This window comes from Ruminococcus sp. AF17-1AC (assembly GCF_003461385.1).
In the GTDB taxonomy this organism is placed as follows: Bacteria; Bacillota; Clostridia; order Oscillospirales; family Ruminococcaceae; genus Hominimerdicola; species Hominimerdicola aceti.
This window is the reverse complement of the sequence record NZ_QTWZ01000002.1, coordinates 127,521-149,840: the sequence shown is the minus strand read 5'-3', so window position 1 is coordinate 149,840 and position 22,320 is coordinate 127,521. Positions and strand designations below refer to the sequence as shown.

At 44.3% G+C, this 22,320-nt stretch carries 22 protein-coding genes; 10 read left to right on the top strand and 12 right to left on the bottom strand.

Features of this window, described 5'->3' with window-relative positions:
• Positions 1-112: 112 nt before the first annotated feature.
• The 12 genes from DWW81_RS02445 to fabD form a co-directional block, all read right to left on the bottom strand.
• On the bottom strand, positions 113-1,072 hold the full coding sequence (locus tag DWW81_RS02445) for an ABC transporter permease (protein ID WP_117897199.1): 960 nt from the start codon (positions 1,070-1,072) through the stop codon (positions 113-115).
• A complete protein-coding gene (locus DWW81_RS02440) occupies positions 1,065-2,171 on the bottom strand; it encodes an ABC transporter permease (protein ID WP_022288141.1) in 1,107 nt (368 codons plus the stop codon). Before DWW81_RS02440 ends, DWW81_RS02445 begins: the two co-directional genes overlap by 8 nt.
• Complete coding sequence (locus tag DWW81_RS02435; RefSeq protein ID WP_022288140.1) at positions 2,164-3,699, bottom strand: ABC transporter ATP-binding protein; 1,536 nt, start codon at positions 3,697-3,699, stop codon at positions 2,164-2,166. The genes DWW81_RS02440 and DWW81_RS02435 overlap by 8 nt, the downstream gene beginning before the upstream one ends.
• A gap of 145 nt (positions 3,700-3,844) precedes the next feature.
• On the bottom strand, positions 3,845-4,996 hold the full coding sequence (locus DWW81_RS02430; RefSeq protein WP_117877001.1) for a BMP family ABC transporter substrate-binding protein: 1,152 nt from the start codon (positions 4,994-4,996) through the stop codon (positions 3,845-3,847).
• 45 nt (positions 4,997-5,041) lie between these two features.
• Positions 5,042-5,617 (bottom strand): xanthine phosphoribosyltransferase, encoded by a 576-nt coding sequence (locus DWW81_RS02425; RefSeq protein WP_022288138.1) that lies wholly within the window; start codon positions 5,615-5,617, stop codon positions 5,042-5,044.
• Positions 5,618-5,820: 203 nt separating this feature from the next.
• Positions 5,821-6,630, bottom strand: coding sequence for a hypothetical protein (locus DWW81_RS02420; protein WP_117934522.1), 810 nt, complete (start codon positions 6,628-6,630; stop codon positions 5,821-5,823).
• 95 nt (positions 6,631-6,725) lie between these two features.
• Positions 6,726-9,266 (bottom strand): EAL domain-containing protein, encoded by a 2,541-nt coding sequence (locus tag DWW81_RS02415; RefSeq protein ID WP_117897201.1) that lies wholly within the window; start codon positions 9,264-9,266, stop codon positions 6,726-6,728.
• A gap of 342 nt (positions 9,267-9,608) precedes the next feature.
• Positions 9,609-10,124 (bottom strand): shikimate kinase, encoded by a 516-nt coding sequence (locus tag DWW81_RS02410; protein WP_117891417.1) that lies wholly within the window; start codon positions 10,122-10,124, stop codon positions 9,609-9,611.
• 26 nt (positions 10,125-10,150) lie between these two features.
• Complete coding sequence (locus tag DWW81_RS02405; protein ID WP_117897202.1) at positions 10,151-10,999, bottom strand: shikimate dehydrogenase; 849 nt, start codon at positions 10,997-10,999, stop codon at positions 10,151-10,153.
• A gap of 65 nt (positions 11,000-11,064) precedes the next feature.
• Complete coding sequence (locus DWW81_RS02400; protein WP_117897203.1) at positions 11,065-11,544, bottom strand: dCMP deaminase family protein; 480 nt, start codon at positions 11,542-11,544, stop codon at positions 11,065-11,067.
• An 18-nt stretch (positions 11,545-11,562) separates the two neighbouring features.
• On the bottom strand, positions 11,563-12,090 hold the full coding sequence (locus tag DWW81_RS02395) for a hypothetical protein (protein ID WP_117897204.1): 528 nt from the start codon (positions 12,088-12,090) through the stop codon (positions 11,563-11,565).
• An 18-nt stretch (positions 12,091-12,108) separates the two neighbouring features.
• Positions 12,109-13,032, bottom strand: a complete 924-nt coding sequence (fabD, locus tag DWW81_RS02390) for an ACP S-malonyltransferase (RefSeq protein ID WP_117897205.1) — start codon at positions 13,030-13,032, stop codon at positions 12,109-12,111.
• 413 nt (positions 13,033-13,445) lie between these two features.
• Here fabD and DWW81_RS02385 point away from each other — a divergent pair, with 413 nt between their 5' ends.
• From DWW81_RS02385 to DWW81_RS02340, 10 genes are all read left to right on the top strand, one after another.
• Positions 13,446-14,453 (top strand): beta-ketoacyl-ACP synthase III, encoded by a 1,008-nt coding sequence (locus DWW81_RS02385; RefSeq protein WP_038672435.1) that lies wholly within the window; start codon positions 13,446-13,448, stop codon positions 14,451-14,453.
• 90 nt (positions 14,454-14,543) lie between these two features.
• Entirely contained in the window at positions 14,544-15,482 is a 939-nt protein-coding gene (gene fabK / locus DWW81_RS02380) for an enoyl-[acyl-carrier-protein] reductase FabK (RefSeq protein WP_117877015.1), read from the top strand.
• A gap of 9 nt (positions 15,483-15,491) precedes the next feature.
• Complete coding sequence (locus tag DWW81_RS13380; protein ID WP_117897206.1) at positions 15,492-16,106, top strand: hypothetical protein; 615 nt, start codon at positions 15,492-15,494, stop codon at positions 16,104-16,106.
• Between the two features lie 15 nt (positions 16,107-16,121).
• Positions 16,122-16,856, top strand: a complete 735-nt coding sequence (fabG, locus tag DWW81_RS02370; RefSeq protein WP_038672431.1) for a 3-oxoacyl-[acyl-carrier-protein] reductase — start codon at positions 16,122-16,124, stop codon at positions 16,854-16,856.
• Between the two features lie 106 nt (positions 16,857-16,962).
• The gene (gene fabF, locus DWW81_RS02365; protein WP_117891419.1) at positions 16,963-18,195 is read left to right on the top strand and encodes a beta-ketoacyl-ACP synthase II; all 1,233 of its coding nucleotides are present in this window, start codon (positions 16,963-16,965) and stop codon (positions 18,193-18,195) included.
• Positions 18,196-18,210: 15 nt separating this feature from the next.
• Positions 18,211-18,687: an acetyl-CoA carboxylase biotin carboxyl carrier protein gene (gene accB / locus DWW81_RS02360; RefSeq protein ID WP_038672426.1), complete on the top strand. Its 477-nt coding sequence runs from the start codon at positions 18,211-18,213 to the stop codon at positions 18,685-18,687.
• A gap of 20 nt (positions 18,688-18,707) precedes the next feature.
• Positions 18,708-19,139, top strand: coding sequence for a 3-hydroxyacyl-ACP dehydratase FabZ (gene fabZ / locus DWW81_RS02355; protein ID WP_022288125.1), 432 nt, complete (start codon positions 18,708-18,710; stop codon positions 19,137-19,139).
• A 38-nt stretch (positions 19,140-19,177) separates the two neighbouring features.
• The gene (locus tag DWW81_RS02350; protein WP_038672424.1) at positions 19,178-20,548 is read left to right on the top strand and encodes an acetyl-CoA carboxylase biotin carboxylase subunit; all 1,371 of its coding nucleotides are present in this window, start codon (positions 19,178-19,180) and stop codon (positions 20,546-20,548) included.
• The gene (gene accD / locus DWW81_RS02345) at positions 20,548-21,426 is read left to right on the top strand and encodes an acetyl-CoA carboxylase, carboxyltransferase subunit beta (RefSeq protein WP_117897207.1); all 879 of its coding nucleotides are present in this window, start codon (positions 20,548-20,550) and stop codon (positions 21,424-21,426) included. Before DWW81_RS02350 ends, accD begins: the two co-directional genes overlap by 1 nt.
• The gene (locus DWW81_RS02340) at positions 21,419-22,234 is read left to right on the top strand and encodes an acetyl-CoA carboxylase carboxyltransferase subunit alpha (protein WP_022288122.1); all 816 of its coding nucleotides are present in this window, start codon (positions 21,419-21,421) and stop codon (positions 22,232-22,234) included. Before accD ends, DWW81_RS02340 begins: the two co-directional genes overlap by 8 nt.
• Positions 22,235-22,320 lie beyond the last annotated feature (86 nt).

The following is a 22,320-nucleotide window of genomic DNA, read 5'->3' as shown; positions in this document are numbered from 1 at the left end:
CCCTGCAAAATGCAGAGCTTTTAAATATGTTGCTTTAGGTATTATCTGTAAAATAATTCTCAGGGCTTGAGAATTATTTTACACTTTGAAAACAATGCCAAGCTTCGATATTCTATCTCTCCTCACGGAAATAATTTATACCGCAGGATTGTGGCTGTGAACGCTCTCTTGATTTTTTCACTGAAGTGATGATAAGAACAAGAGCCGTTACAAGATATGGGAGCATATCAAAGAATGACTCAGGAACAGTGAAGCCGAGGTTTTTCGGGAAGTAGTATTTCAGCACCATGAATGCACCGAAAATATACGCTCCGTAAATAGCCCTTGCAGGATTCCATACGGCGAAGATAACAAGTGCTACAGCTATCCAGCCAAGACCGTTCACGCTGTTTGCCATCCAAACACCGCCGTTTATTACCATTGAGCAGAACGCTCCGCCTATTCCGCATATTCCTCCGCCGATAAGAACGTTTATGTATTTGTATTTCACAACGTTTATTCCCACTGCGTCCGCAACAGCAGGATTCTCACCGATAGTTCTAAGGTTAAGACCCACCTTTGTCTTTTTCAGATAGATAAACATTATCACAGCGATAACAATGCTCAGATATGTGAAAATGTTCTGTGAGAAAAGTACCTCTCCAAGAACAGGTATCTTGCTGAGAAGCGGTATGTCAATGTTTTTCAGACTGCTCATCACTCCGTCAGGCAGTTTGAGGTTGCCTGTAGGTGAAGCGGATATCATCTGCTCGCCTATGAAGTTTGAAAGTCCTGTGCCGAATATAGTCAGTGTAAGACCTGTTACGTTTTGGTTCGCCATCATTGTTATGGTAAGAAAAGCATAGATAAGGGAAACAAGCGCACCCATAAGAAATGCCGCAAGTATGGAAAGCCATAGACTGCCTGTCTTGTATGCTACCATAAAGCCTGCGCAAGCGCCCATTGCCATTGTTCCCTCAACACCAAGGTTAAGGTGTCCCGCCTTTTCGTTCTGTATCTCTCCTACTGTGCCGAAAAGCAGAGGAGTACCCATATATACAGCATGGGCAAGGAATGAAATAAGTCTAGTCATTTTTCCTGCCTCCTCTTGTTACAAATCTGTATCTGATGAAGAACTCACAGCCAAGCACGAAGAACAGGATTATTCCCTGCAAAACGTCCGAGCAGTAAGGTGAAAGAACAAATTCAGACGATACCACAGTGCTGCCCTTTTCCAAAACTGCGAATAAGAATGACACCACAAGTATGCCGAATGGATTGAGGTTTGCAAGCCATGCAACTATGATAGCCGTGAAGCCTACTCCGCCTGCAACAGATGTTGAAAGTGTGTGTTCTGTTCCGCAAGCCTGTACCATTCCTGCGATGCCGCAGATAGCACCGCTCAAAAACATCGTTCTTATCATTATCTTGCTAGGGCTCATGCCTGCATATCTTGCTGTTGCATGGCTGTCTGATACTACAGTTATCTCGTAGCCCTGCTTTGTGTATTTAAGATAGATAAATACCAATACCACAAGCACCAGACCTATCAACCAGCCTATCTGCACACCGCCTAGCGAGTCAAGCCATGCGTTAAGGTCAAATCTTGCTATCTTAGGATATCCCTTTGACTCAGGATCCTGCCATGCGCCCTTTGTGAGCCAATCTATAACGTAAAGTGCGATATAGTTGAGCATAAGGGTGAGCAAAGTTTCGTTTGTGTCGAATTTTGCCTTGAAAAATGCAGGTATAATGCCATACAGTCCTCCGCCTATCATCGCCGCAACGAACATTACAATGAAAAGCAGATAGTGAGGCATATCGTAATGATACAGTGCAAAGTATGAAGCGAAAACTCCGCCCATTATTATCTGACCCTCTGCACCGATATTCCAAAACTTCATTTTAAACGCAAGCGTGATGCCAAGAGAAGATATTAGAAGCGGTATCATTATCTTTATGGTCTCTTTGAACGGCATAAAAGGGCTTGCGGCGTTCTTGCCGATAAAAGCGCCCTTTACCATTTTTGCATAGTATGAAAACGGATCTTTGCCAAGAATAAGAATGAATATTCCGCCTGCACAAATAGCCAGAAGCACCGACAGAAGCCTTATGATAAGCTTTTGCTTGTTTGAGCGTTCAGCACGCTTGGCTATTCTTATAAGAGGCTCTTTTTTTATAATATCAGCCAATGCCCAGCACCTCCTCCATTGTCGAGCCTGTCATCATCATGCCCACCTGTTCCTTTGTGACCTTTTTGGCGTCACAAATACCTGTTATCTTGCCGTGACAAAGCACCATTATCCTGTCGCAAAGCTCCAGAAGAACGTCAAGATCCTCGCCTATGAAAAGCACAGCCGTGTTCTTTTTCTTCTGCTCGTTAAGAAGCGAGTATATAAGATATGATGAGTTGATGTCAAGTCCACGAACAGGATATGCGGTTATGAGCAGATCAGGCTCACTGTGTATCTCTCGTCCAAGCAGGACCTTCTGAACGTTTCCGCCCGAAAGCATTCTTACAGGAAGCTCCGTTGACGGAGTTTTTATTTCAAGCTTTTCTATAAGCTCCTTTGAAAGCGCCTTAGCAGGCTTTCTGTCCACAAAGCAAAGCTTGCCCTGCTTGTATGTTTTAAGAAGCATATTGTCCGTCATACCCACCGAAGCGATAAGACCCATTCCAAGTCTGTCCTCAGGGATAAAGCTCATGCTTATGCCGAGATTTATTATCTCCTTAGGTGTCTTGCCTATGATGTTCTCCTTGTTGTAAAGCACTGCTCCCTTTTCTATCTTCTGAAGCCCTGCGATAGTCTCGCAAAGCTCTTTCTGACCGCTTCCTGCAATGCCTGCCACACCAAGTATCTCGCCCCTGTTTATAACAAAGCTTACGTCATCGAGAGCAATGCTTCCCTCAGAGTTCTTTACCGTCAGATCGACTACGTTAAGTATCGGCTTTACGTTCACAGGTTCAGGTCTTTCTATTGAAAGCTCCACCGCCTTGCCCACCATAAGCTCAGTGAGCTGTTTTTCACTGCTCTCGGCAGTGTTTACAGTTTCAACGCTCTTGCCCTTTCGCAGTATGGTCACTCTGTCAGATATATCCATTACCTCGCCCAGCTTGTGGGTGATGATAATGATAGCACAGCCCTGAGCTTTCATTTTTCTCAGGATATTGAAAAGCTTTTCAGTTTCCTGCGGAGTAAGAACCGCCGTAGGCTCGTCAAGAATAAGTATTTTAGCACCCCTGTAAAGCACTTTCAGTATCTCAACTGTCTGCTTTTCACTGACGGACATATTGTATACCTTTTTGTCAGGGTCAACTTCAAGACCAAGCTGTTCAGATATCTTTTTTATCTCATCTCTTACAGCGCCCTTGCTCTTAAGCTTGCCCTTTGTGCCTGCCACAATGTTGTCTGCGGCGGAGAACACCTCCACAAGCTTGAAGTGCTGATGTATCATGCCTATGCCAAGTTCGATAGAATCCATAGGTGAATTTATCGCCTCAGGCTTGCCGGCAATGTAGATATTGCCCTTGTCAGGGTGATAGATACCCGAAAGCATATTCATCAACGTGGTCTTTCCTGATCCGTTTTCGCCCAGCAGTGCAAGTATCTCACCGTATTTTACTTCAAGATCAATGCCGTCGTTTGCAACCACGCTTCCGAAAACTTTTGTTATACCGCTGCATTTTACAGCGATCTCAGCAGATATTTCTTCACTCATACTTTCAGCTCCTTTTTATGAACTTCCTTAGATTTGCTAATGTCATCAGAAACCGACAGCAGAATTAACTGCTGCCGTATGCTCATATCATTAACAAAACAGGCGGCAACCTGCACCGCCTGTTTTGTTAAGCTGTTAAGCCTTATTACTTGACCTCAACGTTCTTGAAGTACCAGTTGATTCCGCCTGTGATAGTAGCGTCGTCGAGAGTTTTGCCCTCTTCGCCAACTGTTTTGCCGTCGTTTGTTTCGATAACGCCGTCAAATACGTTGAATGAGCCGTCCTCAAGCTTAGCCTTAGCCTCGTCAACAGCCTTCTGCATATCCTCTGTGCAGAGATCCTTGTTCAGAGGAGCGATGTCTACAAGACCGTCAGCCATGCCGCCGTAGTAGTTCTCACACTTCCAGTTGCCATCTACGATCTGCTTTACCTGATATGTGTAGTATGCAGACCAGTTCCAAAGAGTTGAAGTAAGTGTAGCCTTAGGAGCGTCCTTAGACATATCTGTGTTGTAGCCTACGCCCCACTTGCCTGCGCTTTCAGCCTCGAGCTGTGGGTTAGGTGTGTCGCAGTGCTGAGCGATAACGTCGCAGCCCTCAGAAAGAAGAGCCTTTGCAGCGTTTGTTTCCTCTGTTGGTGAATACCAGCTGTTTGTTACCTTTACATATACCTTAGCGTCAGGGTTTACAGAATAAACGCCCATTGCGAAAGCGTCGATACCGCCTGTGCACTCAGAGTTCTCGCTGCCCATAGCGGAAACGTAACCGATAAGATTTGACTCTGTCTTCATACCTGCAACGATACCGGTGAGATATCTTGCCTGATAAATTCTTCCGAAGTAGTTGTTAAGGTTCTTGCCGTTGTTCTTGTAGCCTGTGCCGTGGCAGAAATAAACGTCAGGATATTCTTCTGCAAGGGACTCCATTTTGTCCATATAGCCCCAGCTTGTGCCAAAGATGATGTTGCAGCCTTCCTCGATGCACTCACGGATAGCTGTTTCTGTAGCAGCAGGGTCGCTGTCTGATACGTTGTTTTTTCTAACGATCTGATCGTCTTTAAGTCCAAGCTCCTTCTGCATACCAACGATACCCTGATCGTGAGCATATGTGTAGCCTGAACCGTCGGCAGGGTTGCCGATGTGTATAACACCGATCTTTACAGTGTCATAGCTGAGAGTTGCCGTCTGATTGTCAGCCGACTTCTGTGATGCTTCGTCCTTAGCAGATGTACAAGCTGTAAGAGCTGTTACAGCAAGAGCCGCAGAAAGAACGAGCGCAAGAATACGTCTTACCTTCATGTTTGATCTTCCTCCATAAAATATTTATTGGTAACGCCTTGTGCGTTAGTCCCTGAAAGTTATAGTGCCGTTGTCCATAGAGTCAACGATAGCAAGAGATTCGAGCTTTACGCCCATGTCACGGATAGTCTTTCCGCCAACCTGGAAGCCCTTTTCGATAACGATACCTGCTCCCGCAAGCTCAGCCCCGGACTGCTTCACAATATCTATAAGCCCCATAAGAGCACAGCCGTTAGCAAGAAAATCGTCTATAATAAGCACCTTGTCACCCTTGCCGAGATATTTTTCAGATACCATTACGTCATATGTAACGCCCTTTGTGTAGGACTTTACTTGAGTAACGAACATTTCGCCGTCAAGATTTTTGCTGAGAGTTTTCTTTGCGAAAATAACAGGGCAGTTGTTAAAATGCTGTGCCGCAATGCAGGCAATGCCGATACCGGATGACTCGATAGTGAGTATCTTGTTCACGCCTGTTCCTGCAAATCTCTTTGCAAACTCCTCACCGATATCGTTGAAAAGCTTTACGTCCATTTGGTGGTTAAGGAATTTATCGACTTTGAGAACGTTTCCTTCCTTTACTACTCCGTCCTTAAGAATACGCTGTTTTAAAATTTCCATGATCTTTTCCTCACGATACAAAAAATAGTTAAATATATTATTTTACATCAAAAAGCAACTATATAAGAAAATTATACTACACTTTCGACGATTATTCAATTGCTATGGCACGTTAAAAGTTTAACATTCTATTAATTTTCAACGTTCTTTTCTATATTGTGCAATAAAAAAAATCCGCCTGAGATCTCAGACGGATAAAAGTTTTATTTTTCTTTTACTTTTCTTGAAGCTATCTTAGCCGTGTTCGGCATACAGAGCATAGCAGCGGAGCTTTCGTAAATTGTGACATATATAGGAGAGTTCGTCAAATTGCAGAAAATAAGGTTTTTCGTGTCACAGTCATAAAACTCCATAAGCTCGCTGTCAATATAATATCTCCCCAGCGTATCCCATGATTCCAGCTTTTCCTCGCTTTCCGCAAGCCCCACAGAATCAATGACCAGCCCAACGGTCACATATGCAAAAACAGGCACTACCATATCTTCTTTTTTGTAGAACATCTTGTTTCCATGTGGGTCAGTGCCGTAATAGCATATAACGAGAGTATCTTCAGGTAACTCATTTGCAACGTCAGCCTGTTCATTATCGCAAAGCCTCTGGCAGATCGTGAAAAATTTATCAAGCTGTGCCGTGAGCTTTTCTCTCTGCATTTTAGCTGTTTCAGCAAGCTCACTGCTTCCTGTTTTTTGTGCGGCATTTTCAGCGATATCGCAGTCAAAATAATCGCTTGGCGTTTTAAGCTCATAAACGTTGTTTATTGTTTTGGCAAAAAGCTTTCCGTCCTCGGAGTATACCGAGGTCACAGGAGAACTGCGTATGAATTTTCCGTCAGGGAACTTTTGACTGCCATATACAAGACCTTGAACGCAGTAAAACACTGTGTCGTCCGTGATAGGGTCAGGGAAACAGCTTTGAGCCGTGTTTGGATATGAAAAAAGCGAATTTTTCAAATTCCTTATTGCCACACGCCACTTGTCAAGATACATTTTTTCTCCCTCGCTTTCAGCATTCATACCTATATAATATCAGATAGTGTATATTTTGTCAATAAAGCTGACTGCTTAACAAGAGAAAAAGTCCCACGCTTATCGCAGAGGACTTTTTCAAATCATTTCGTTCGGCTAAAATATTTTTCGTTTGCACTGCCTGAAATATTGATCTTTAAAAGATTGTTCGTTCTCAGGCGTACCAGCTCATCTATATACGGCTTCATAACAAAGTCTGAAACTCTGTTCTTCAATTTTGTCATGCCTTTAAGTACGCCATGAGCCTGGGTTATAGCAATAACGGGGAGTCTTCTCTCATCAATGTCAAGAGGAAATTCGTCGTCCTTGGAAATAAGCTGTATGTCAAAATAAATAAGGTCGATATCCTCGTTAAGAAGAAGCTTTTTCCCTTCCTGAATGGTTTCTGCAGTGAAAACAGTATTTTCCTGAGAAAGTATCCCCTCGAGCTGACAGCGTGCGTCGCTGTTGTTGCTTACAATAAGGATCTTGTGCTTTCGGTCTATTTCGTTTTGGATATAGTTCTTATAGTCGTTTATGCGTTTATCCGTCAACACCATGTCGGTCACGTCCGTGAAATACGCTATAAGCACAGAGCTTACACCTGTTTCGCTGATAAATCGTAAATGCGTCTTGAACCAGTGCTTCTTGCCGTTTATCTCGTGCATACTGAGAACACATTCTGCTCTGTCCTTGCTCTCTATTGCCTTGTTCACAGTGCTTGTGAATTTCTCTTTGCATTCGCTGTCAATGCAGTTCTTAACATTGAGTTTGCCGTACACACTGCTGTCATAGCCGTATTTTTGTGAAAACGCCTTGTTTGAACATACCATTACCACTGTGCCGTCCGGAAAACATTCATATATCGTAGCAGGCTGGTCGATGCTGTCGATATATGCCAGCAATCCTCCGCCCTTGCCCCACAGCAGGTCGTTTACTGACGTCCCGTTCTCAGGCACAGGCTGTTCCTCCTGATCTGAAATAAGCTTTTCATACTCTGCCGCAGGCAAAGGCTTTGAATAATAGAAACCCTGAATGTAGTCACAGCCTACGCTTTTCAGAAATTCTACCTGCTCCGCTCTGTCAACGCCTTCCGCTATAACGGGGATATTGAGCCATTTGGCCATTCTGATAACAGAAGAAATTATAGTTTCTGCACGGCCGTCATACTTTGCCTTGAACATGAACATCATGTCCATTTTTAGCATATCCACCTGAACATCTTTGAGTACGTTCAGGGAAGAATAGCCGCTGCCAAAATCGTCCATGAGGATAGTAAAGCCATTATTTCTGAGCTGGCTAGTGATATCATCTATCATTACATTGTCGTCAGTATAAACGCTTTCCGTTATCTCAATGTTGAAATACTTAGGGTCAACGTCATACTTTCTGGTAAGCTCTATGATGATCTTCGATAGATTAGGGTTATAAAGATTGACCCTTGAAACGTTTACAGACACAGGAAAAAGTGGTACTCCCTTGTCTTTCCATTCCTTGAGCTGTTTGCAAACGCATTCCCATATGTAGAAATCAAGCTTTGAGATAAAGCCGTTCTTCTCAAATATCGGGATAAACACACCAGGTGAGATAAATCCCTTGGTAGGGTGTATCCATCTTGCAAGAGCCTCCGCACCCACAGGCTTGTTTGTCTTTACATCATACTTAGGCTGATAGTAAGGCATAAACTCGTGGTTTTCAAGAGCGTCGCTCATTTCATTTATTATATTCTGCTCATTTTCGATAGAAAGCCGCATTTTGTCATCATAAAAAGCATAGCTTTTCATATAATGCCCTTTTACAGTTTTAGCGGCAAGAGCGGCACGGTCGCACATGAAGGATATTGGCAGGCTTCTGTCAGTCACCACATAAACGCCGTAAACGATCATGATGTTATAGATTGCGGACAGTTTTTTCATGTTTTCAACAGCCTGCTCTATCTGCTTTACTGTTTCTTTCTTGCCCTGATAAGGGGTGAAGATACCGAAAACGTCAGCGTCTATCCTACCGAAGGTACAGCATTCCGTTGTTTTTGCAAAATCTCTTATACGTTTTGCAACATGCTTTAGCAGTCTGTCTCCATACGCAGTGCCGAAAAATGAATTTATAAGCTTGAAACGGTCGATATCTAGTCTTAGAAAAGCGAACTGCTTGTCAGGATTAGCCTTAAGAAGTGCCTTTGACGCACTGAAAAATTTATTCTTTGAATATATCTCCGTAAGAGGGTCGTAATTCATAACGTTATTAAGCTCTTTGAGCAGCGATACCTGACTTCTTGCGATAACGTTTTTGAGCCTTAGCTTTATAATATCAGCGTCATAAGGCTTTGGAACAAAGTCCCACGCACCGCTTTCAAGCACCTTTTTTTCAGTGTCTCTGTCTGATTTTTCTGTTAGAATAATAACAGGTATCTGAGATAAGGTTTTATCATGCTTTATTTTATCCATGAACTCATATCCGTCCATTTCGGGCATTATGATATCCAGTATTATAGCGTCAACTTTTTTATCCTGTTTTTTTAGCATTGTAAGAGCCTGTATGCCATTTTCTGCTTGGATCACAGTATAGTCAGAATGTAGTATGTCGCAAAGTATAGATCGGTTCGTTGTGCTGTCGTCAACGACAAGCACGGTTTTCTGTATGTCCATTTGCAGCTCCCTTCTGTCATATGGCAGTTTAATATAACGTTTTCATACCATAAGTATACAACATATCGGGAGGATTTTCAATATTTTTTATCAGTGCTTGCTGGCTTTTTGGATTATTCGTTATAAATAGCTATTTTTGATTATCCAAGATACAAATAATTTGGTACTGTTTGCACAAGCCGTACTATTTATTATGACAAAGCTTTTCCGTTTTTGACATCATCACAAGCAGAAGTATGAAGAAAAATGCAAGATAAACGGGCATAAGCTTAAGGCTCGCGTGGTTTGCGATAAGCCCGAAAACAGTGGACATGAAGGTCGAGCCTGCAGGGAAGAGCTAAATCAGCCCTGCCCGAAATCAAATCTCTTGTAAAGCTTTTGTATCTTAGAAGCGATTACGATAGGCGGATAACCGCCGCTTATGACATAGTGTGAGTGAGCAAGATATAAAGGTCTTCGATAATCAAACCGCTCTAAAAGCTGTTCTCTGGTGGAGTTGTAAGCGATAGGTCTGTTAGGGTCGTTTTTTATGCGTCCGTAGCAGGTGTTGAAATATGTGTCGATAAAGACCACCATGCCCGATCTTTTAGCCACCTTGCCGTTCTCTTCCGAAAGCAATGCTCCGCCGCCTGTTGCAACAACGCCGCCAATGTCAGCAAATGCTGCAAGAGCCTCGGTTTCAAGCTTCCTGAAATGCTCCTCACCGTATTTGTCGAATATTTCAGGTATGCTCATTCCTGCCGTATCTTCGATATACTTGTCAAGGTCAACGCACTGACAGCCCATTTTTTTCGCCAAGATCTTTCCCACAGTAGATTTTCCACAGCCCATAAAGCCGCACAAAAAAATTGGTCTCATATTTACTATCCTTATTATAATGTATTTTACTTAAAATCCTTCTCCACAGCGATCTCCATTTCGTCTATGATAGACTGAACTTCCTCGTCTGTGTATTCGTCGCCGTCCCATATCTCGTGAGCGGAAACAGCCTGCCATACAAGCATTGCCATGCCTCCGACAGCGTTCTTGCCCATAGCCTTGGCTTTCTGCATGAGCAAAGTCTCACGAGGATTGTATATAACGTCAAATACCGCACCGCTCGCCTTTATAACTTCATCAGGAACAGGGCAGGCGTTTGTCTTAGGATACATTCCCGCAGGGCAAGCGTTCATAAGCAGCTCGTAGTGAACGTCGGTCGGTATCTCAGTGTTTAGAACAATAGTTATCCTAGCGTCAGACTTCATAGCCTTTATCTCTTTCTCTACCTGCTTAGCCAAAGGCATATCGCTCTCCAGTACCGCAATGTAAAGGTCAGCCCCGGCAAGAGCCGCCTCAATTGCCATCATTCTGCCTACTCCGCCGCAGCCTATAAGCAGTATCTTTCCTGTGAAGTCGATATTCATGGCACGAACAGTTCTGAGAAAGCCGTCGCAGTCAGTGTTGTAACCAACGTGCCTGCCGTTTTTGTTGTCAACGCAGTTCACAGAGTGATAACGCTTTGCCGACTGGTCAAGCTCATCAGTGTAGTCGATAATGCCTATCTTGTGAGGGATAGTGATGTTGTAGCCGTTAAGAGAATTAAGATATTCCGCCTTGTCTTTAAGCTCCTCAGGCTTTACTTCAAGTATCTCATACTCAAACTCACGTCCTTTCAGCTCAAAGAGCCTGGCGTGTATAGGAGGCGACATAGTGTGCTTAAGCGTTTCTCCAAGTATAGCGTATTTTCTTGACATTTTACATTCCTTCTTATAAAAAATTTCTGCATATTAATAATGTATATCCGTAGGGGCGAACGTTCCTACAGCTTAATAGTTATCTCCCTGTTAGTAGGCACATACCTGCGTATCTTTACCCCCGTCAGCTCAAACATTTTCTTAGAAGCCTTAACTCCGTCAGTGTCGGCGTATTTGTCCTCCCAGTAAACGACTTCCTTTATGCCGCTTTGAATGATAGCCTTTGCACATTCGTTGCATGGAAAAAGTGAAACATATATCTTGGCATTCTGTAAGCTTCCTGCCGCATGGTTGAGAATGGCGTTAAGCTCGGCATGACACACAAATGGATATTTCGTGTCAAGAAACTCTCCGTTCCTGTCCCACGGCATCTCATCATCAGAACACCCGGTAGGCATACCATTGTAGCCTACCGACAATATCTTGTTGTCCTGAGAAACTATGCACGCCCCTACCTGCGTGTGAGAATCCTTGCTCCTCTGTGCAGATAGCAGTGAAATGCCCATAAAATATTCGTCCCATGATATGTAGTCATTGCGTTTCATTTTATACACCGCCTTTTATCAGGTATCTTCATCGTCAATGTCTGATATGCTCAGCATTGTCACCTTGCCGTCATCATCAAAAAAGAAAGTCGCTAAAAAGCCCCTTTTCTTGTATTTCCATGCGTCTGCGTCAGGACTGTCAGGCTCACCGAAAACTTTTTTGACTTCCGTCTTGTCATCACCGCATTTTACCCCTGCAATGCTCATTCCCTTTTTATCGGAACTGCTTTGCGCCGCACTTATCTGACGTATCTTCGACTTCCTGTCAATATCGTCAACACTGTCCGCTTCTACCTTAACAGTGCCTATTATACTGCCGTCCTGCATAAGAGCCACCGAGAATATCCCCTTGCCGTTTGAGTTCCCCGAAAAAGGATAATCCAGCGTGTATTCATATTCCTCGCCAATATCGTCCAGAGTGCATGGTATCTGTATATCCTTGCCGTTTATCTTTATCTCCCACGCACATTTTCCACAGGCACTCAGACAGACAAGCATTGCCACCGCCAATGCCAACAGCAAAGCCCTTTTCATAGCCTTTTTCATTTTTCTCCCCTCGATATTTTAGCTCAGAGAAGCAAGAGCCTTTTCCATTGTGGCATTGTTCTCAATGTTCACAGCGTTCTTGCCCTTGAGAGTTTTCTTTACAAGACCAGTAAGCACCTTGTTAGGACCAAGCTCGATAAAGTTCTCATAGCCTGCCTTTTCCATTTCTGCAAGCTCAGAAGTGAACTTAACGGGTGAAACGATGTGCTTGGCAAGCATATCAGGCATAGCAGAAAAGTCTTCAAGCTTTGTTCCAAGGACGTTTGAGTAGAAATCAACGTTTGCAGTCTTGAACTCAACTGTCTTTGCAGTTTCAATAAATTCATCAGCCGCACTCTGCATGAGCTTTGAGTGGAAAGCAGACGCAACATTGAGCTTTATAGCCTTTTTCTTCATCTCCGCAAACTTTGCCGCAGCCGCCTCGCAAGCCGCAGTATCACCAGCGATAACAGTCTGAACGGCTGAGTTGTAGTTTACAGGAACAACATAGCCCTCTGTTTCCTCGCATATCTTCTCGACCTCTTCAGCAGGCAGACCGATTATAGCATACATTGAGCCACTGTTAGCCTCTGCGGCTTTCTGCATTGCAGCCGCTCTCGCCTTGATGAGCTCGAAACCGTCCTCAATAGTCACAACGCCTGCGGCTACCATAGCAGCATATTCGCCCAGTGAGTGACCTGCTACGCCGTCAAATGTGATGCCCTCAGCCTTTGCGGCTTCAAAAGCGGCAAGCGAGCAAGCCATTATAGCAGGCTGTGAGTTCACTGTCTTGTTAAGCTCAGTGTCAGGGCCGTCAAATGTTACCGCTCTCAGGTCATATCCCAGCACCTTTTCCGCTGTGTCGAAAACCGCATTTGCAGCATCATACTTTTCGCAAAGCTCCTTAGCCATTCCTACATACTGTGAGCCTTGACCTGAAAACAAAAAAATATTTTTTGACATAAAATTTTACTCCTTTGTGGTTAAATTTATACATAGCCGCCTGATAATATCAAAGACGCCTTATCTCATATATGTAAATTTCTGAAAGCTATCTCCATTAAATTATTGTTTTATGATTTAATTTTTGCAAGATATTTTCAAAAATGGACACATAATATTAACTAACGCCCTAAAACTTGTGAAAAATTCTCTAAATGTTTAAATTCATCAAGAGTTGTTCATAATTTGTTATTGACGTATCTAAAAAAACAGTTTATAATTATAATGTTATGATATGTGTTATATAGTTAAAAAATTAACTAATTATATTTTGATATAATATATTTTGATTTGCTCCATAGGAACAAGAACATTATAGCACAAATTGCGGAAATATACAATATATAATATAGAATTTTCAGGAGGAAAAATCAGTGGGAAGTAAAGTAACAGGCGTAAAGATCAAGGGCATAGGCAAATATGTGCCTGAAATGGTCGCAACAAACGAGGATTTCACAAAGATCGTTGAAACAAGCGACGAGTGGATAACTCAGAGAACAGGCATTAAGCAAAGACACATCACAAATGGCGAGCCTACATACTATCTTGGAGCAATGGCGGCAAAGGCTGCAATGGCTGACGCAGGAGTAAAGGCAGAGGATATCGACCTTATTATTGCCACAACAGTAACAGGGGATTATTTCACTCCGTCACTTTCCTGCCTTATCCAGAGAGAGATAGGTGCGATAGGCTGTATCGCATTTGACCTTAACGCTGCTTGTGCGGGCTTTGTTTACGGCTTTGATACCGCAAAGAGATATCTCCAGACAGGCGACGGAATAAAGACCGTTCTTTTGGTGGCTTCTGAGGAACTTTCAAAATTCGTTGATTATACCGACCGTTCTTCCTGCGTGCTTTTCGGTGACGGCGCAGCCGCTTTCGTCCTTGAAACAGCAGAGGATACTACATATTCAAGTTTCCTTGGCGCAGACGGAAACGGTGCAAAGTATCTTGCTTCCCGTGCTTTGAAGTCTGAGAACGCTTTCAGAACCAATAGCGAGGAATTTGATATGGATATGCCTGAAACAAAGGATTATTTCTTCAAGCAGGACGGCAAAGAGGTCTATAAGTTTGCCACAAAGGCACTTCCAAATGCAGTTGAGCAGGCTTGTGCAAAGATCGAAATTTCCCCTGATGACCTTGATTGGATAGTGCCGCATCAGGCAAATATAAGAATAATCGAAACTGCCGCAAAGCACCTTGGCGTTTCAATGGACAAGTTCCCGGTATATATCGACCGCTATGGAAACACATCTTCCGCATCTATCCCTATCGCATTTTGCGACGCAGTTGCAGAAGGCAGGATAAAAAGAGGCGACAAGGTTTGTCTTGTAGGCTTCGGCGGTGGACTTACTTATGGTGCGGCTGTTTTCGAGTATTGATAATAAATATACAGTTTATATTCGGTACATAATAAATTGTTATTATGTATTATGGCATAAAATTTGCTTTTGACAATAAGGAGAACTACTATGACTACTACAAAGACAAGAATAACTGAACTTTTGGGTATAAAATACCCAATCTTTCAGGGCGGTATGGCTTGGATAGCTGAGCATACTCTCGCTTCCGCAGTTTCAAACGCAGGCGGACTTGGCATAATCGCTGGCGGCTCTGCACCTATCGACTACCTGAGAGATCAGATAAGACAGACAAAGGCGGCTGTAAACGGCAAGCCTTTCGGCGTTAATATCATGCTCATGAGCCCTAATGCCGACGACCTCGCTCAGCTCGTTATAGACGAGGGCGTACCTGTCGTAACAACAGGTGCAGGCAACCCCGGCAAGTATATGGCTGCATGGAAAGAAGCAGGCATAAAGGTGATACCTGTCGTTCCGTCAGTTGCTCTTGCAAAGAGAATGGAAAGAGCAGGCGCTGACGCTGTTATTGCAGAGGGAACAGAGTCTGGCGGACATATCGGTGAGAACACAACCATGTGTCTTGTACCACAGGTAGTTGACGCAGTTGAGATACCTGTTATCGCCGCAGGCGGAATAGCAGACGGCAGAGGAATAGCCGCTTCATTCATGCTTGGCGCAGAGGGCGTACAGCTCGGCACACGTTTCCTTGCCGCAGAGGAGTGTCAGATAAACCCTGTTTATAAGGAGCTTGTTGTAAAGGCAAAGGATACAGACAGTATCGTAACAGGCAGATATACAGGTCACCCATGCAGAAACGTAAAGACAAAGTTCTCAAAGAAGCTTGCAAGCGGCGAAGCAAACGGCACAATCACACCTGAGGAGTTTGAGGAGATCACTCTCGGCTCACTGAGAAAAGCAGTTCAGGACGGCAACCTTGAGGAGGGTTCTTTCCTCTGCGGAGCGATCGCAGGCATGGTAAAGAAGGTCGAGCCTGCAAAGGATATGATAGAAGAAATGTTTGCACAGGCTGAAGAGCTGTTGAACAAATAAACTAATAATATGATAAAGTTATTTCAATATCCGCCGGCTTCGAGAAGTGAGATCGGTAAAAGTGTGCTTGTCAGAATGATACCTGCACTTTTAGTGCTGATACTTTCAACGATACCATTATTTATTTTTATTGGAAAAGATTCAGCAGCAAACCGTGATGCGGTCAGAAAGGTCACTTCACAGGAAACAGAAATGGCAGCAGCTGCTGTGTTTATAGTATTTTTACTGTGCGTTGTATACATCAGTATAGCTGCCGCAAAAGCATCGGCAAAACATATGAGGCATTTTACCTGCTATGCGTATTATAAAGGGACGCTTTATAGTATAGGTGCAGCTGTACCGCATTCGCATTCTAATACTTCAAATCACGGCATGAGAAGCATTATGAAAGCACAGGACGACGCAATGGGATTTTTAAGCGACCATTATACGTTGAAAAAGCTTCTTGACGGGGAGATCGAAAACAGCAGGATATTAGTATATGAGGTAAAGGAGCTGACCTTGCTTAAGGAAAATAAAAATGGAATGAAGGTACTTTTACCGAACGGAAGAAAACAGACCATTTACAAAGATATGATAGATTATGATACTCTCAGAGATATCATTTACATCATGCAGAAATAACAGGAGGAAAATAAAATGGCAACAGCATTGATAACAGGTTCTGCAAGAGGAATAGGTGCAGCGATAGCACTCAGACTTGCAAAGGACGGCTATAATATTGCTCTCAACGACATCTCTGAGGCAATGTTTGAAGATAACGATATAATGGATAAGATAAAGGCAGAGGGCGTAGAGTGTGAAAAGTTCATCTGCGACGTTTCAAGCTATGCACAGGTAGAGGAAACAGTCAAGGCAGTAAAGGCTCGTTTCGGCACTATCGACGTGCTCGTAAACAACGCAGGAATCACTCGTGACGGTCTTATGGCTCGTATGAGCGAGGAGCAGTACGATATGGTAGTTGCTGTAAACCAGAAGAGCGTGTTCAATATGTCAAAATTTGTGGGCAGCGTTATGATGCGACAGAAGTCAGGCAAAATAATAAATCTTGCTTCCGTTGCAGGACTTTACGGCAACCCTGGACAGATAAACTATTCCGCAACAAAGGCAGCTATCGTCGGCATGACAAAGACAGTTGCAAAGGAGCTTGGCTCAAGAGGTATCACCTGCAATGCTGTAGCCCCCGGATTTATCAAGACCCCTATGACAGACAAGCTCACAGACGCTCAGAAGCAGGCTATGATAAATCAGATAGCAATGAAGCGTTACGGCGAAGTTGACGAGATAGCAGGCGTTGTATCCTTCCTTGCTTCCAAGGACGCAAGCTACGTTACAGGACAGGTAATAGAAATAAGCGGCGGACTTATGATGTAGCCACTCACCGTGACGGGCATCTTACGTCGTGCGTTTCGGTTTAATGGCGACTATTTTTATGCCATGTAGATTTGATATGTTTTAAATGATACTAAGGAGTGTTTAAATGAGAAGAGTTGTTATCACAGGTATGGGTACAGTAAACCCTCTTGGCAAGAACGTAGAGGAATTTTGGGCTAATATCAAGGCTAACAAGAACGGCCTGTCTTATGTTGACCAGTTTGATACCGAAAATTTTCCTGTAAAGATAGTCGGCGCTGTCAAGGATTTTGACTGCACTGAGTATATAGATAAAAAAGAAGCAAAGAGAATGGATAGATTTACTCAGTTCGCTGTTTGCTCTGCAAAGCAGGCTCTTAAAATGGCCGGCTCTGATTTCAAGGACGTTGATCCATTTAAGGCTGGCGTTATAATCGGTGTTGGTATCGGCGGCCTTAACATGACCGAAAAGGAAGTAACAAAGTTCAACGAAAAACCTGATAAGGTATCGGTTTTCTTTATCCCTATGATGATAGGCAATATGGCGGCTGGTACTGTTGCAATGCATACAGGCTTTAAGGGCGATAATTTCTGTACCACCACAGCTTGCGCTTCAGGTACTCACGCTATCGGCGAAGCTTTCAGAAAAATAAAGGACGGCTATCTTGACGTTTGCCTTTGCGGTGGCTCAGAGGCTTGTATCTCTCATTTCGCACTCAGCGGCTTCAACAATATGAAGGCTCTCTCAAAGGCAACAGAGCTTGACAAGGCTTCAACTCCATTCGACCTGAACAGACAGGGCTTTGTACTTGGCGAGGGTGCAGGCATACTTTGCCTTGAGGAGTATGAGCACGCTAAAGCAAGAGGTGCAAATATCATAGCTGAAATAGCAGGCTATGGCGCAACAGGCGACGCTTATCACATGACAAGCCCTTCACCAACAGGCGAAGCTGCCGCCCATGCAATGAAGTATGCCTATGAAGAAGCAGGTCTGAAGCCTGAGCAGGTGAACTACATCAACGCTCACGGCACATCAACAGGTCTTAACGATAAGTATGAAACAACAGCTATCAAGCTTGCTCTTGGCGAAGAAGCCGCAAGAAAGACGGTCATAAACTCCACAAAGTCTATGACAGGTCACCTTCTTGGTGCGGCAGGCGGCATGGAAGCTATCGTTACTGCACTTTCTGTACAGAACGACTTTGTTCATAAGACAATAAACTACACCACTCCTGACCCTGAGTGCGACCTTGACTACTGCGTTGAGGGCAACAGAGAAATGCCTGTCTATGCAGCACTTTCAAACTCTCTGGGCTTTGGCGGACATAACGCTACTATCTGTATCAAGAAGTGCGACTGATAAGGAGAAACTGATATGAGCGAAAAAATTTATGGTCAGTTTGACCTTGAAACAATAGAGAAGCTTGCCGATATCGTGAAGAATAAAGACCTCGGTGAGATAACAATAGCTGACGGCGACAAGGTGATAACAGTAAAGGGCAAGAAATGCCCTCCTCCTGCACCAATGGGAATGCCTATGCCAATGGCTGTAGGCACAGCTTTACCTGCTGCCCAGACAGCACCGGAAGCATCGGCAACATCAGCGCCGGTAACAGGCGGCAAGGCAGTTAAAGCCCCTATCGTGGGAACATTCTATGCCGCTCCGTCACCTGATTCAAAGCCGTTCGTAAGCGTTGGCGACAAGATAAAGAAGGGCGACACTATCTTCATTATCGAGTCCATGAAGGTAATGAGCGAAGTACAGAGCGAATTTGACGGCGTGGTAAGAGAGATATGCGTAAACAGCGGCGACGCTGTTGAGTTCGATCAGACCATAATGATACTTGACTAAACTGATTTGGAGGAAAGACAATGGCAGTTGTTTTGAATAAAGAGCAGATCATGGAAATAATCCCTCACCGTGACCCTTTTCTGCTTATTGACGAGGTAAACGAGCTTGAAGTGGGCAAGCGTGTAAAGGCTACAAAGTATATAAAGGCTGAGGACTTTTGGTTCAAGGGACATTTTCCGAACTATCCTGTTACCCCGGGTGTACTTATGGTAGAGATGTGTGCGCAGGCAGGTGCAGTTGCACTGCTTTCACTTCCTGAGAACAAGGGCAAGATAGGTCTGTTCGGCGGCATAAACAACTGTAAGTTCCGTCAGCAGGTAGTGCCTGGTGATAAGTTGGATATCGAGGTGGAGATAATCAAAGTCAAGGGTCCTATCGGCGTTGGAAAGGCACTTGCTTCTGTAAACGGCAAGAAGGCTGTTTCCGCTGAGATAACTTTTGCGATAAAGTAAGGTATCTCTTATTCTAGTCATAATTAGTGAGGCATAATATGTTCAAAAAAGTATTGATAGCGAACAGAGGCGAGATCGCTGTCCGCATTATAAGAGCCTGCCGAGAGCTTGGCATACATACTGTTGCGGTATATTCAACCGCCGACAGAAACGCTCTCCATGCTCAGATAGCAGACGAGGCAGTCTGCATAGGTCCTGCACCAAGCAAGGACAGTTATCTTAATGTCAGGGCGATAATCTCCGCCTGCGAGATAACAGGTGCAGACGCTATCCACCCGGGCTTTGGCTTTCTGTCTGAAAATCCGTCCTTTGCAAGAATGTGCGAAAAGTGCGGCATAACTTTCATAGGACCAAGAGCCGAGTCTATTGAAATGCTTGGCGATAAAGCGCAGGCAAAGGAAACAATGAAAGAAGCAGGTGTGCCTGTTATAATGGGTTCAGACGGCGCTATCTCCAATATCCATGCGGCGCATACCCTTGCAAGAGATCTTGGCTACCCTGTTATGGTAAAGGCTTCAGCAGGCGGCGGAGGACGTGGTATAAGGATCGTTCACTCCGACGATGAGCTTGAAGCGCAGATGACCGCCGCAAAGCAGGAAGCTCTTGCCTGCTTCGGCAATGATGAGATCTATATTGAGAAATTCATAGAAGACCCTAAGCATATCGAGATACAGATACTTGCGGATAATTACGGCGACGTTATCTATCTGGGTGAGCGTGACTGCTCCATGCAGAGAAGAAATCAGAAAGTCCTCGAGGAAGCCCCTTCCCCTGCAAGCTTTATGAATGAGGAGCTTCGTGCGAAAATGGGCAAAGCCGCTTGTACAGCCGCTAAGGTCTGCGGCTATAGGAACGCAGGCACTATTGAGTTCCTCGTGGATAAAAACGGCGAGTTCTATTTCATGGAAATGAACACCCGTATACAGGTGGAGCACCCTATCACAGAGGCTGTCACAGGCGTTGACCTTGTAAAGCAACAGCTCCTTATCGCATCAGGACAGAGATTGTCCATAAAGCAGGAGGATATAAAGCTGACAGGTCATGCAATAGAGTGCCGTATAAATGCGGAAAATCCGCTTCTTGATTTCAGACCGTCACCGGGCAGGATAAAGTCGCTCTTTATCCCCGGAGGACCAGGAATAAGAGTAGATACCGCAGTTTATCAGGGCTATGAGATACCGCCTTATTACGATTCCATGATAGGCAAGCTCATTGTTCACGGTAAGAATAGAGAAGAAGCTATTGCAAAAATGACATGGGCGCTGTCTGAGTTTATCGTAGACGGCGTTGCAACCAATGTTGATTTCCAGCTCAAGCTTATAAGACGCCCGGAGTTTTTAGAGGGCAATTACGATAACGGTTTTCTTAACCGTACCGACATTTTGGCAGATGAGAGGAGTAAGGAATAATGCTTGAAGATCTGTTTTCTGTCGTTAAAGTAAGATTTAACGGCGATAAGGCGGACGATGACAAGAAAAAGACCGATATCCCAAAGGGTCTGCTTTTCAAGTGTCCAAGATGCAGAAACGTCACTTTTATGGAGGAGTTTCAGGCAAACGGAAAGGTTTGTCCTCACTGTAACTATCATTCAAGACTTACCGCTAAAGAACGTCTTGATATCACCATAGATAAGGGTAGCTTTGAGGAATTTGATAAGGATATGGTATCAAAAAATCCTATAGATTTCCCTGACTATGAAGCAAAACAGCAGGCTTTGAGAGAAAAGACCGGTCTTAAAGACGCCGTTATCACAGGAAAGGCTGCCATAAGAGGAGAGAAGATAGTTATAATCGTTATGGATTCCAACTATATGATGGCTTCCATGGGCAGTGTTGTGGGCGAAAAGATAACACGAGCTATCGAATACGCCACCGCAAATAAGCTCCCTGTTATCGCATTCACAGCTTCAGGCGGAGCAAGAATGCAGGAGGGTATAGTTTCCCTTATGCAAATGGCGAAAACAAGCGGTGCTGTGGCCAGACATAACCAAGCAGGTCTGCTTTATATCGCAGTTATGACCGACCCTACCACGGGCGGAGTAACAGCTTCCTTTGCGTCACTGGGCGATATCATAATTGCAGAGCCAAAGGTGCTTATCGGATTTGCAGGCAGACGTGTTATAGAGGGTACTATCAAGCAGAAGCTTCCTGACGATTTCCAGTCTGCCGAGTTCATGCTTGAAAACGGCTTTGTGGATATGATAGTTGAGCGAAAGAAAATGAGAAGAGTTCTCGCTCATATACTCAGACTTCATAAGCCAGTAAAGGAGGTGTCCTCAAATGAGTGAGCTGACAGCTTGTCAAAGACTTGATATAATCAGACACAAGGGCAGACCTACTGCCAAGGACTATATCCCTCTTATATTCGACGATTTCTTTGAGATGCACGGAGACAGACTTTTTGGTGATGACGGTGCTGTTATGGGCGGCATAGCCTATTTTAAGGGCATACCTGTTACAGTTATCGCAGAGGTAAAGGGCAGAGATCTTGCAGAAAATCAGAAGTGCAATTTCGGTATGCCACACCCGGAGGGCTATAGAAAGGCTCTCAGGCTTGCAAGGCAGGCTGAGAAGTTCCATAGACCTGTTATATGCCTTGTTGATACAGCAGGCGCATTCTGCGGCGTAGAAGCTGAGAAGCGTGGTCAGGGCGAAGCGATAGCCAAAAACATCATGGAGTTCATGACCCTCAAGACTCCTGTTATCTCCATAATACTCGGAGAGGGCGGCTCGGGAGGAGCGCTGGCTCTTGCAGTGTGCGATGAGCTTGCAATGCTTGAAAACGCTATCTATTCGGTAATATCACCGAGAGGCTTTGCAAGTATCCTGTGGAAGGATTCCACAAGAGAGCGTGAAGCCTGCGATATAATGAAGATAACCGCCGAGGATCTTACAAGACTTGGCGTGTGCGACCATATAATTTCCGAAGCCGACGGCGGCGCACATAACGACCCACAGCTCACTGCGGAGAATATCTCTGACTATATCGAGGGCGCTTTGAAAAGAAAATTGCAAAAAGGTCTTGACGAATTGCTTGAGGGGCGGTATAATAAGTTTAGGACTGTGGGCGAGTTTGAGGAAAGTTCGCAGGAATGAGTTTTTTTGATGATCATGCCGAATGATTTGCCGACTTATGAGCGGCGGCGGCTGACATAAATGCTGCGCTGAGCGGCAGACCCAGT

What these genes read in the sequence shown, in the direction of transcription:
- DWW81_RS02350 (WP_038672424.1), top strand. Translation starts at nt 19,178, where the DNA reads ATGTTCAAAAAAGTATTGATAGCGAACAGAGGCGAGATCGCTGTCCGC.
- fabD (WP_117897205.1), bottom strand. Translation starts at nt 13,032, where the DNA reads ATGTCAAAAAATATTTTTTTGTTTTCAGGTCAAGGCTCACAGTATGTA.
- accD (WP_117897207.1), top strand. Translation starts at nt 20,548, where the DNA reads ATGCTTGAAGATCTGTTTTCTGTCGTTAAAGTAAGATTTAACGGCGAT.
- DWW81_RS02425 (WP_022288138.1), bottom strand. Translation starts at nt 5,617, where the DNA reads ATGGAAATTTTAAAACAGCGTATTCTTAAGGACGGAGTAGTAAAGGAA.
- DWW81_RS02420 (WP_117934522.1), bottom strand. Translation starts at nt 6,630, where the DNA reads ATGAATGCTGAAAGCGAGGGAGAAAAAATGTATCTTGACAAGTGGCGT.
- DWW81_RS02415 (WP_117897201.1), bottom strand. Translation starts at nt 9,266, where the DNA reads ATGGACATACAGAAAACCGTGCTTGTCGTTGACGACAGCACAACGAAC.
- fabK (WP_117877015.1), top strand. Translation starts at nt 14,544, where the DNA reads ATGACTACTACAAAGACAAGAATAACTGAACTTTTGGGTATAAAATAC.
- DWW81_RS02405 (WP_117897202.1), bottom strand. Translation starts at nt 10,999, where the DNA reads ATGTCAAGAAAATACGCTATACTTGGAGAAACGCTTAAGCACACTATG.
- DWW81_RS02395 (WP_117897204.1), bottom strand. Translation starts at nt 12,090, where the DNA reads ATGAAAAAGGCTATGAAAAGGGCTTTGCTGTTGGCATTGGCGGTGGCA.
- fabG (WP_038672431.1), top strand. Translation starts at nt 16,122, where the DNA reads ATGGCAACAGCATTGATAACAGGTTCTGCAAGAGGAATAGGTGCAGCG.
- DWW81_RS13380 (WP_117897206.1), top strand. Translation starts at nt 15,492, where the DNA reads ATGATAAAGTTATTTCAATATCCGCCGGCTTCGAGAAGTGAGATCGGT.
- accB (WP_038672426.1), top strand. Translation starts at nt 18,211, where the DNA reads ATGAGCGAAAAAATTTATGGTCAGTTTGACCTTGAAACAATAGAGAAG.
- fabZ (WP_022288125.1), top strand. Translation starts at nt 18,708, where the DNA reads ATGGCAGTTGTTTTGAATAAAGAGCAGATCATGGAAATAATCCCTCAC.
- DWW81_RS02340 (WP_022288122.1), top strand. Translation starts at nt 21,419, where the DNA reads ATGAGTGAGCTGACAGCTTGTCAAAGACTTGATATAATCAGACACAAG.
- fabF (WP_117891419.1), top strand. Translation starts at nt 16,963, where the DNA reads ATGAGAAGAGTTGTTATCACAGGTATGGGTACAGTAAACCCTCTTGGC.
- DWW81_RS02410 (WP_117891417.1), bottom strand. Translation starts at nt 10,124, where the DNA reads ATGAGACCAATTTTTTTGTGCGGCTTTATGGGCTGTGGAAAATCTACT.
- DWW81_RS02430 (WP_117877001.1), bottom strand. Translation starts at nt 4,996, where the DNA reads ATGAAGGTAAGACGTATTCTTGCGCTCGTTCTTTCTGCGGCTCTTGCT.
- DWW81_RS02435 (WP_022288140.1), bottom strand. Translation starts at nt 3,699, where the DNA reads ATGAGTGAAGAAATATCTGCTGAGATCGCTGTAAAATGCAGCGGTATA.
- DWW81_RS02400 (WP_117897203.1), bottom strand. Translation starts at nt 11,544, where the DNA reads ATGAAACGCAATGACTACATATCATGGGACGAATATTTTATGGGCATT.
- DWW81_RS02445 (WP_117897199.1), bottom strand. Translation starts at nt 1,072, where the DNA reads ATGACTAGACTTATTTCATTCCTTGCCCATGCTGTATATATGGGTACT.